The organism is Demequina sp., assembly GCF_016278775.1.
Lineage (GTDB): Bacteria > Actinomycetota > Actinomycetes > Actinomycetales > Demequinaceae > Demequina.
Genome location: NZ_JADQBF010000021.1, coordinates 22,712 through 29,669, shown reverse-complemented (window position 1 = coordinate 29,669; position 6,958 = coordinate 22,712). Strand labels below are relative to the sequence as shown.

The window sequence follows — 6,958 nt, the reverse complement described above, 5'->3', positions numbered from 1 at the left end:
CCGTTGGCGACCGGGTCATGTACTCGAAGTACGGCGGCACCGAGGTCAAGCACGGAGGTCAGGAATACCTGATCCTGTCCGTGCGTGACCTGCTCGCCGTCGTCGAGTAAGCCTCGCTACGCAGACGAAAGCCCCGGGGACCTCACGGTTGCCGGGGCTTTCGCTTTCTCCGTGTGAGCCTGCCGCCCTGAGGGGGGCTAGGCGGCTAGCGCGACGGAGATGGATCAGAAGCGGGACGTCAACTCGCCTGCTTCAAACGGCCGGCGAGGATCGCATGGCGTTCGTCCTCGCTCAGCCCTCCCCACACGCCGAACGGTTCACGCGCGGCCAGGGAGCGTTCTCTGCATAACTCAAGAACGGGGCATCGGTTGCAATACTGCTTGGCGGCTTCTGCGCGTCGGCGTCGCGCGGCACCGCGTTCACCCTCAGGGTGAAAGAACAGGTTCGGGTCGGCGTCTCGACACGAGCCCTCGTACTGCCACTCCCATTGGGCTTGAGTGGGGGCTGGCAGGGTGGCGATCGTCTCCATCGTGCTCCTTGCTCGGCGGTTGAAACTCTCGTCTGCGTTGACTGGACTCCGCCCTAGACCTGGCATCAAGGACAGAATCACCGTAAACCGGACGAAAGGGACAGTCAAGAGTGTCCGGCGTACTGCTGACCTCCATGACTGTTTGTACTCTCATGATGTGGGGTTGTGAACCCCCATATTGGGGGTCATTTCCTACTTCCTCCCTGGGTGAACACCGGACAAATGCCACCCAGGGTATGTCTGTGGGGCGATCCCTCGATCGTTCGCCGAGCCCTAGACTTGGCCCCATGGCAACCAGCGAGCACGACCCCTTCGGGTTCACCGGTCTGACGTACGACGACGTTCTCTTGCTTCCGGGGGAGAGTGACGTCACGCCCTCGGAGGTGTCCACCGCAACACGACTTACTCGCGGCATCGACATCGCCATGCCGCTGCTCAGCGCGGCCATGGACACTGTGACAGAGGCGCGGCTCGCGATCGCACTAGCCCGGCTCGGTGGCATCGGCGTGCTGCATCGCAACCTCTCGATCGACGATCAAGCGCAGCAAGTCGTCACCGTGAAGCGCTCAGAGTCCGGCATGATCACGGATCCGGTGACCATCCGCCCTGACGCGAGCCTCGCGGACCTCGACGCACTCTGTGCCCGCTATCGGGTGTCCGGTCTGCCAGTCGTGGATGAGGACGGCACACTGCTCGGCATCATCACCAACCGTGACATGCGATTCGTGGCACCGAGCGACTACGCTGGCCGAGTCGTGCGCGACCAGATGACGCCCATGCCGCTCATCACTGCACCAGAAGGCGTGTCCAATGCGGCCGCATCTGAACTGCTCGCCAAGCACCGTGTCGAGAAGCTGCCGCTCGTCGACAAGCACGGCAAGCTCACGGGCCTCATCACCGTCAAAGATTTCGTCAAGACGGAGAAGTATCCTCTGGCCACCAAGGACGACGAGGGGCGCCTGCGGGTCGCCGCAGCCGTGGGCTTCTTCGGCGACGCGTGGGAGCGGGCAACAACCCTGGTCGACGCGGAGGTCGACGCACTTGTAGTGGACACCGCCCACGGCCACGCGCAGGCGATGATCGACATGATCAAGCGCCTCAAGGCCGATCCAGCCACCTCGCACGTACAGGTGATCGGCGGCAACGTCGCCACGCGCGCGGGTGCGGAGGCCCTTGTGGAAGCGGGAGTGGACGCCATCAAGGTGGGAGTGGGCCCTGGGTCGATCTGCACGACGCGCATCGTGGCAGGCGTGGGTGTTCCTCAAATCACTGCCGTCTATGAGGCGTCACTCGCGGCGCGCGCAGCGGGCGTGCCGATCATCGCCGACGGCGGTCTCCAGCACTCCGGCGACATCGCCAAGGCGCTGGTGGCGGGGGCGTCGTCCGTCATGATTGGGTCGCTCTTTGCCGGTTGCGCCGAGACGCCGGGAGACCTGGTGCTGGTCAACGGCAAGCAGTTCAAGAGCTACCGCGGGATGGGTTCGATGGGGGCCATGGCGTCACGCGGGCGCCGCTCGTACTCGAAGGACCGCTATTTCCAGGCCGATGCGCCTAGCGACGACGACCTCATTCCAGAGGGCATTGAAGGGCGTGTGCCGTACAAGGGGCCGCTGAGTTCCGTGGTGCGGCAGTTGGTCGGTGGACTTGGGCAGTCGATGTTCTACGTGGGAGCGCGCACCATCCCCGAGCTGCAATCCAAGGGCAAGTTCGTGCGGATCACGCCGGCCGGGCTCAAAGAGAGCCACCCGCACGACGTTCAGATCACGGTCGAGGCGCCCAACTATGCGGGCCCCAACTAGCGGTGGAACTCACCTGGCATGCGTTGGCCATCCTGGCTGTGGTCGCGCTCGCTGCCGGGTTTCTTGACACGCTTGCCGGCGGAGGGGGCCTGCTGACGCTGCCTGCTTTGCTACTCGCAGGGGTGCCGCCGCTCGCGGCGCTCGGCACCAACAAGCTGCAGGGCTCTTTTGGCACAGGCATGGCCACCTACCAGGTGCTGCGGCGAAGAAGGGTGTCGTGGGCGGACGTCAGATGGCCGATGCTGCTCGCCTTCGTCGGTTCCGTCGCGGGTTCGATGGGGATTCAGTTTGTCGACGCGGATGGCCTGCGGATCCTCATTCCCGTGGTGTTGGCGCTGATCGCGGCCTACTTCCTGTTGGTCCCCCGTGCTCACCACCCGCCAGCACAGCCGCGCATGGGGGAGGGTGCATTCCGGGGGGCGGTGGTGCCCGCGATCGGCGCGTACGACGGGGCGTTCGGCCCTGGCACTGGATCGCTCTTCGCGCTCACCGGAGTGGCTCTTCGCGCCCAGACGCTCGTGCAGTCAACCGCTGTGGCGAAGACCCTGAACTTCGCGACCAACGTGGCGTCGCTGGCTGTCTTCTTGGCGGTGGGTCAGGTGGTGTTGGTCGCAGGTGCGGCGATGATCGGCGGCCAACTCGTGGGCTCGTACGTGGCGTCTCACGTGCTGTTTCGCGTCAAGCCGTTGGTACTACGAGTGCTCATTGTGGTGATGTCGCTCGGCATGCTCGTGCGGGTGCTGATGGACTAGACGTCCTGCGCCTGGTCGCGGGCGGCATGCGCGGCCGCCTCGGCGCCCGCGAACAGGGCCTCGATGGCCCCAAACGCCGCACCACTGTCGATCTCAGCGCCGAGAGCATGATGCTGGACGATCAGCCCGGGAATCAACGCGAAGAGCGCCGTGGCCAACCCGTCGGCATCCGTCGACACGGGTAGGTGACCGGCGTCCCGCCAGCGCACCACGAGTACCCGCACCCGCGCGCGCAACTCCCCGTAGTTGTGTTGCAACATCGCCGCGACGCGGGCATCCCGCGTGGCCTCTTGCCACACGCTCAAAGCCACCACGGAGCGGTCCTCGCCGTCGGGGTGCAGGTTCTCGTGGATGCGCTCGAAGACCACCCGCATCACCGCGACCGGCGAGGCCTCGTCGCGTATCGCGACCGCTTCGTCGGCCGCGTCGAGCACTCGACCCAGCACCCAGTCGCCCGCGGCCAAGATGAGGTCTGCCTTCGAGGGGAAGTAGCGGTAGACCGAACCGGCAGAGACCCCCGACTCGGCGATGACCTGCGCCATCGACGTCGAGTGAAACCCCTGTCGCGCGAAGCACCGCAGCGCGGACCACAAGATGTGGTCGCGCCTGGACGCAAAGGCCTCGTCGGTGAGCTTCGGCATACACGCACGGTAGCAAAAATGAACGTTCGTCTTGACAAGGCGCGGCTCGGGCTTGCATCCTGAACCCATGACGAACGAACGTTCACTTTTAATTGAGCCCACGCACGACGACGCCGGGCACGAGGTGGGGCCGACGGCCTCGCCGCTCCCGACACCATGGCGGCGTGTCGCGGTCACCGGTCTGCTCGTGGCCGCCTTCGCGTCGATCGCCCTCGTGGGGTTCGCGTGGCCCGCCGCGCACAGCGCCCCCCGCGACGTGCCCGTGGCGGTAGTCGCGCCCCCAACTGCGGTGGACTCGCTACAGCAGAGCGTAGAGATGCGGCGGCCTGGAGCCTTCGAACTCGCTGCGGTGGGCACCCGCGCAGAGGCGACGCGCTCCCTAGAGAACGGCGAAGTGGCTGGCGTCATCATGCTGGGGCCCGAGGGGGTGGAGGTCCTCGTCGCGTCGGCCGCATCACCGATGCTGGCACAGGTGGTGACGGGACTGGCCGATGCGTTAGCCGGGGAGCGGGCCGCGCAGGCAGGCATTGAAGGCCCCAGCGCGGCGGTCACGGACCTGGCGCCCACCTCGCAAGACGACCCCCGCGGGGCAGGTCTCGCGTCGGCCATCTTGCCGCTGTCCTTTGGCGGGGTGGTGCTCGGAGGGCTAGCGTTGTTTTCCATCGCGGGGATGATGCGCCAACTGGCGCTGGTGCTCGTGACACCCGTGGTGACGGGCGCGGCCGTGGTGGGCATCGTGCACGGATGGCTGGGTTCTCTCAGCGGCAACGTCCTTGCCGAGTGGGGCACCATGGCACTCGCTATGACAGGAATCGCGACCGCGGTGCTCGGGCTGGGGATTCTCGTGGGGCGCGCGGGGTTCTCGGTGGTCGCGGTCTCAGTGATGTTGCTGGGCAACCCGCTTGCAGGAATAGCCGGCGGTCCGCAGACGGTACCTCCGGGGTGGGCCGAATTGGGTCAGGCGCTACCGCCGGGCGCGCTGCTCAGGGCGCTCAGGTCCCTCAGCGCCTTTGACGGCGCGGGCTCAGGTGCGGCATACCTCGCACTGACGATATGGCTGGTGTCCGGGCTCGGTTTGCTGGCGATCGCCGCGTCCCGACGACCCTAGAACAGCGCAGGAGTGTCCGCGTCATCGGCTTCTGCCGCGGCGTTGGCGACGGGCCACTCCGGGCTGGGGAGGTCATCCGTGGTGCCCTTCGAGATGAGCCACGCGCGGAACCGGTTGGCCCACGCGCTGTGGGCCGCCGCCTGCTGGTCGTGCAGATCCTGGAGCGCGACGGTGCTGAGCGACGGGTACCGCTCCGCAATCGCGGGGACCAGGTCAAGAGTCGCCAGCACATCGGCATCGGCCGCGTGGAGATCGTCTGCCACGACCTGAACCCTGTACGTGCCGCACATGTCGATCAGCTTGCGCTTTCCCTTGCGGTACTTGTCGAGGTGACGGTCGAGCACGAGCGGATCGATGATGGGCCTGATTCCCTGCGGCAGGCGTTGCGCCAAGGTGCGCAGTCCGTGGCGCGCAAGTTCCGCCTCAAGGATGGTGAGGTCGTATTGGACATTGAAGCCGACGACCGGAATCCCCGCACCCAGGGCATCGGCGAGGGCTGCGGCGATCTCTTCCAGAGCGTCGGCCGGTGTGGCGCCTTCTGATTGCGCCTTCTCGGTGGTGATGCCGTGCACCTCCGTGGCGCGCGCAGGAATCTCGATGCCTGGATCGATGAGCCACTCGCGCACGTCAACAGCCGCACCCTGGCGGCGAATCACCGCGGCCGTGACAATCCGATCGTTGTGGGGCGAGATGCCAGTTGTCTCCGTATCAAAGCCCAGCATCGGGCCGTCTATCCAACTCATGAGTCCACCTTGTCACGGGGGTGAGACGCGGGTCGCTAGGCGCGGCGGGTGCTACGGGTAGAGCCCCCGTTGGCGATGCGCCTCGGTGACCCGGCGCACCGCGAGGGCGGTGGCGGCCTGCCTGTAGGTGAGTGCGTGGGCGCCGGCGTACTCGACCACGTCGTGCCACGCCGTCGTGAGCCGCTCCTCGAGGCGGTCATTCACCTCGCGCTCGCTCCACTGGTAGGCCTGGTGAGCCTGCACCCACTCGAAGTAGCTGACGATCACGCCTCCGGCATTGGCGAGGATGTCCGGCACGACCACCACGTCGCGCTGCAGGAGGATGGCGTCGGCGTCCTTGGTGGTCGGACCGTTCGCGCCCTCGACCACAAAGCGCGCCTGGACCCGCTCGGCATTGTCCGCCGTGAGCACGCCCTCGATCGCTGCGGGCACCAGGACGTCCACGTCCAGGGTGAGCAGGTCGGCGGGATCCAAGGGCTCCGCTCCCGGGAAGCCTGCGACGGAACCGGTGCGCTCCGCGTGGGCGCTCAGGCGAGCGATGTCCAAGCCGTCACGTGCGTAGACCGCCCCGTCCACATCGCTGACGGCGCGCACGATGACTCCCGCCGCTGCCAGGAAGCGGGCGGCATCGTGCCCCACCTTGCCGAAGCCCTGCACAGCGGCGGTGGTGCCCTCGGGCTCGAAGCCATGCGCCGCCAAGGCCAGGAGGGCGATGTGTGCCACCCCTCGCGACGTGGCAGTGGCGCGACCGCGCGAGCCGCCGAGTCCCACTGGCTTTCCCGTGACGACGCCCTGCACGGTGTGACCGACGAGCGCAGAGTAGGTATCCATCATCCAGGCCATCGTCTGCTCGTCTGTGCCGATGTCGGGAGCAGGGATGTCCACCTCCGGCCCGATAATCGGGGCGATTTCCGAGGTGTAGCGCCTGGTGACGCGCTCCAGTTCGCCGACGCTGTGGTCCCTGGGCTCAATTGCGACGCCGCCCTTGGCACCTCCGTAGGGGACGTCGACGAGCGCGCACTTCCAGGTCATCCACATGGCCAGAGCGCGGATCTCGTCGAGATCCACATTGGCGGCGAATCGCAGTCCACCCTTCGCCGGGCCTCTTGAGAAGTTGTGCTGGACGCGATACCCGGAGTACACGTGAACGCTGCCATCGTCCCTGCGGAGGGGAACGCTCACCTGCATCTCGCGCCGCGCGGTCGCGAGCATCTGGTGCATGCCATCGTCGTAGCCGAGGTGCTCGACCGTCGCGGCCAATTGTGCCAAGGCGTCGGCGAGCGGACCTTGAGCCGGGGGACTGGACCACGCCATCGCGACCTCCTGGTGCTGTTGTCTTGACTGTAGCCGCGAGCGGGAACACAGGGGAGGTGCGCTCTGTCGACC

General features: G+C 66.8%; 7 protein-coding genes and 1 pseudogene. 4 read left to right on the top strand and 4 right to left on the bottom strand.

Features of this window, described 5'->3' with window-relative positions:
• Positions 1 to 110 (top strand): annotated as a pseudogene (locus QZZ33_RS03535) (co-chaperone GroES); the annotation flags it as partial.
• 128 nt (positions 111 to 238) lie between these two features.
• On the opposite strand, the gene QZZ33_RS03530 reads toward QZZ33_RS03535, so the two are convergent.
• The gene (locus QZZ33_RS03530; RefSeq protein ID WP_291378242.1) at positions 239 to 529 is read right to left on the bottom strand and encodes a WhiB family transcriptional regulator; all 291 of its coding nucleotides are present in this window, start codon (positions 527 to 529) and stop codon (positions 239 to 241) included.
• A 287-nt stretch (positions 530 to 816) separates the two neighbouring features.
• On the opposite strand from QZZ33_RS03530, the gene guaB reads away from it, so the two are divergent.
• The gene (gene guaB / locus QZZ33_RS03525; RefSeq protein WP_291378240.1) at positions 817 to 2,328 is read left to right on the top strand and encodes an IMP dehydrogenase; all 1,512 of its coding nucleotides are present in this window, start codon (positions 817 to 819) and stop codon (positions 2,326 to 2,328) included.
• A 2-nt stretch (positions 2,329 to 2,330) separates the two neighbouring features.
• Positions 2,331 to 3,080: a TSUP family transporter gene (locus QZZ33_RS03520; protein ID WP_291378238.1), complete on the top strand. Its 750-nt coding sequence runs from the start codon at positions 2,331 to 2,333 to the stop codon at positions 3,078 to 3,080.
• Here the strand turns inward: QZZ33_RS03520 and QZZ33_RS03515 are convergent.
• On the bottom strand, positions 3,077 to 3,721 hold the full coding sequence (locus QZZ33_RS03515) for a TetR/AcrR family transcriptional regulator (RefSeq protein WP_291378237.1): 645 nt from the start codon (positions 3,719 to 3,721) through the stop codon (positions 3,077 to 3,079). The genes QZZ33_RS03520 and QZZ33_RS03515 overlap by 4 nt on opposite strands.
• 67 nt (positions 3,722 to 3,788) lie before the next feature.
• Here QZZ33_RS03515 and QZZ33_RS03510 point away from each other — a divergent pair, with 67 nt between their 5' ends.
• Positions 3,789 to 4,829, top strand: a complete 1,041-nt coding sequence (locus tag QZZ33_RS03510) for an ABC transporter permease (protein WP_291378235.1) — start codon at positions 3,789 to 3,791, stop codon at positions 4,827 to 4,829.
• On the opposite strand, the gene QZZ33_RS03505 is transcribed toward QZZ33_RS03510, so the two are convergent.
• On the bottom strand, positions 4,826 to 5,572 hold the full coding sequence (locus QZZ33_RS03505; protein WP_291378234.1) for an exonuclease domain-containing protein: 747 nt from the start codon (positions 5,570 to 5,572) through the stop codon (positions 4,826 to 4,828). The two genes, QZZ33_RS03510 and QZZ33_RS03505, sit on opposite strands and share 4 nt — an antisense overlap.
• 51 nt (positions 5,573 to 5,623) lie before the next feature.
• Positions 5,624 to 6,886: a Glu/Leu/Phe/Val dehydrogenase gene (locus QZZ33_RS03500; protein WP_291378233.1), complete on the bottom strand. Its 1,263-nt coding sequence runs from the start codon at positions 6,884 to 6,886 to the stop codon at positions 5,624 to 5,626.
• Between the last annotated feature and the right edge of the window lie 72 nt (positions 6,887 to 6,958).

Excerpts from the sequence above, each read along its gene's own strand:
- QZZ33_RS03510 (WP_291378235.1), top strand. The coding sequence starts at position 3,789 with ATGACGAACGAACGTTCACTTTTAATTGAGCCCACGCACGACGACGCC.
- QZZ33_RS03530 (WP_291378242.1), bottom strand. The coding sequence starts at position 529 with ATGGAGACGATCGCCACCCTGCCAGCCCCCACTCAAGCCCAATGGGAG.
- QZZ33_RS03515 (WP_291378237.1), bottom strand. The coding sequence starts at position 3,721 with ATGCCGAAGCTCACCGACGAGGCCTTTGCGTCCAGGCGCGACCACATC.
- QZZ33_RS03500 (WP_291378233.1), bottom strand. The coding sequence starts at position 6,886 with ATGGCGTGGTCCAGTCCCCCGGCTCAAGGTCCGCTCGCCGACGCCTTG.
- guaB (WP_291378240.1), top strand. The coding sequence starts at position 817 with ATGGCAACCAGCGAGCACGACCCCTTCGGGTTCACCGGTCTGACGTAC.
- QZZ33_RS03505 (WP_291378234.1), bottom strand. The coding sequence starts at position 5,572 with ATGAGTTGGATAGACGGCCCGATGCTGGGCTTTGATACGGAGACAACT.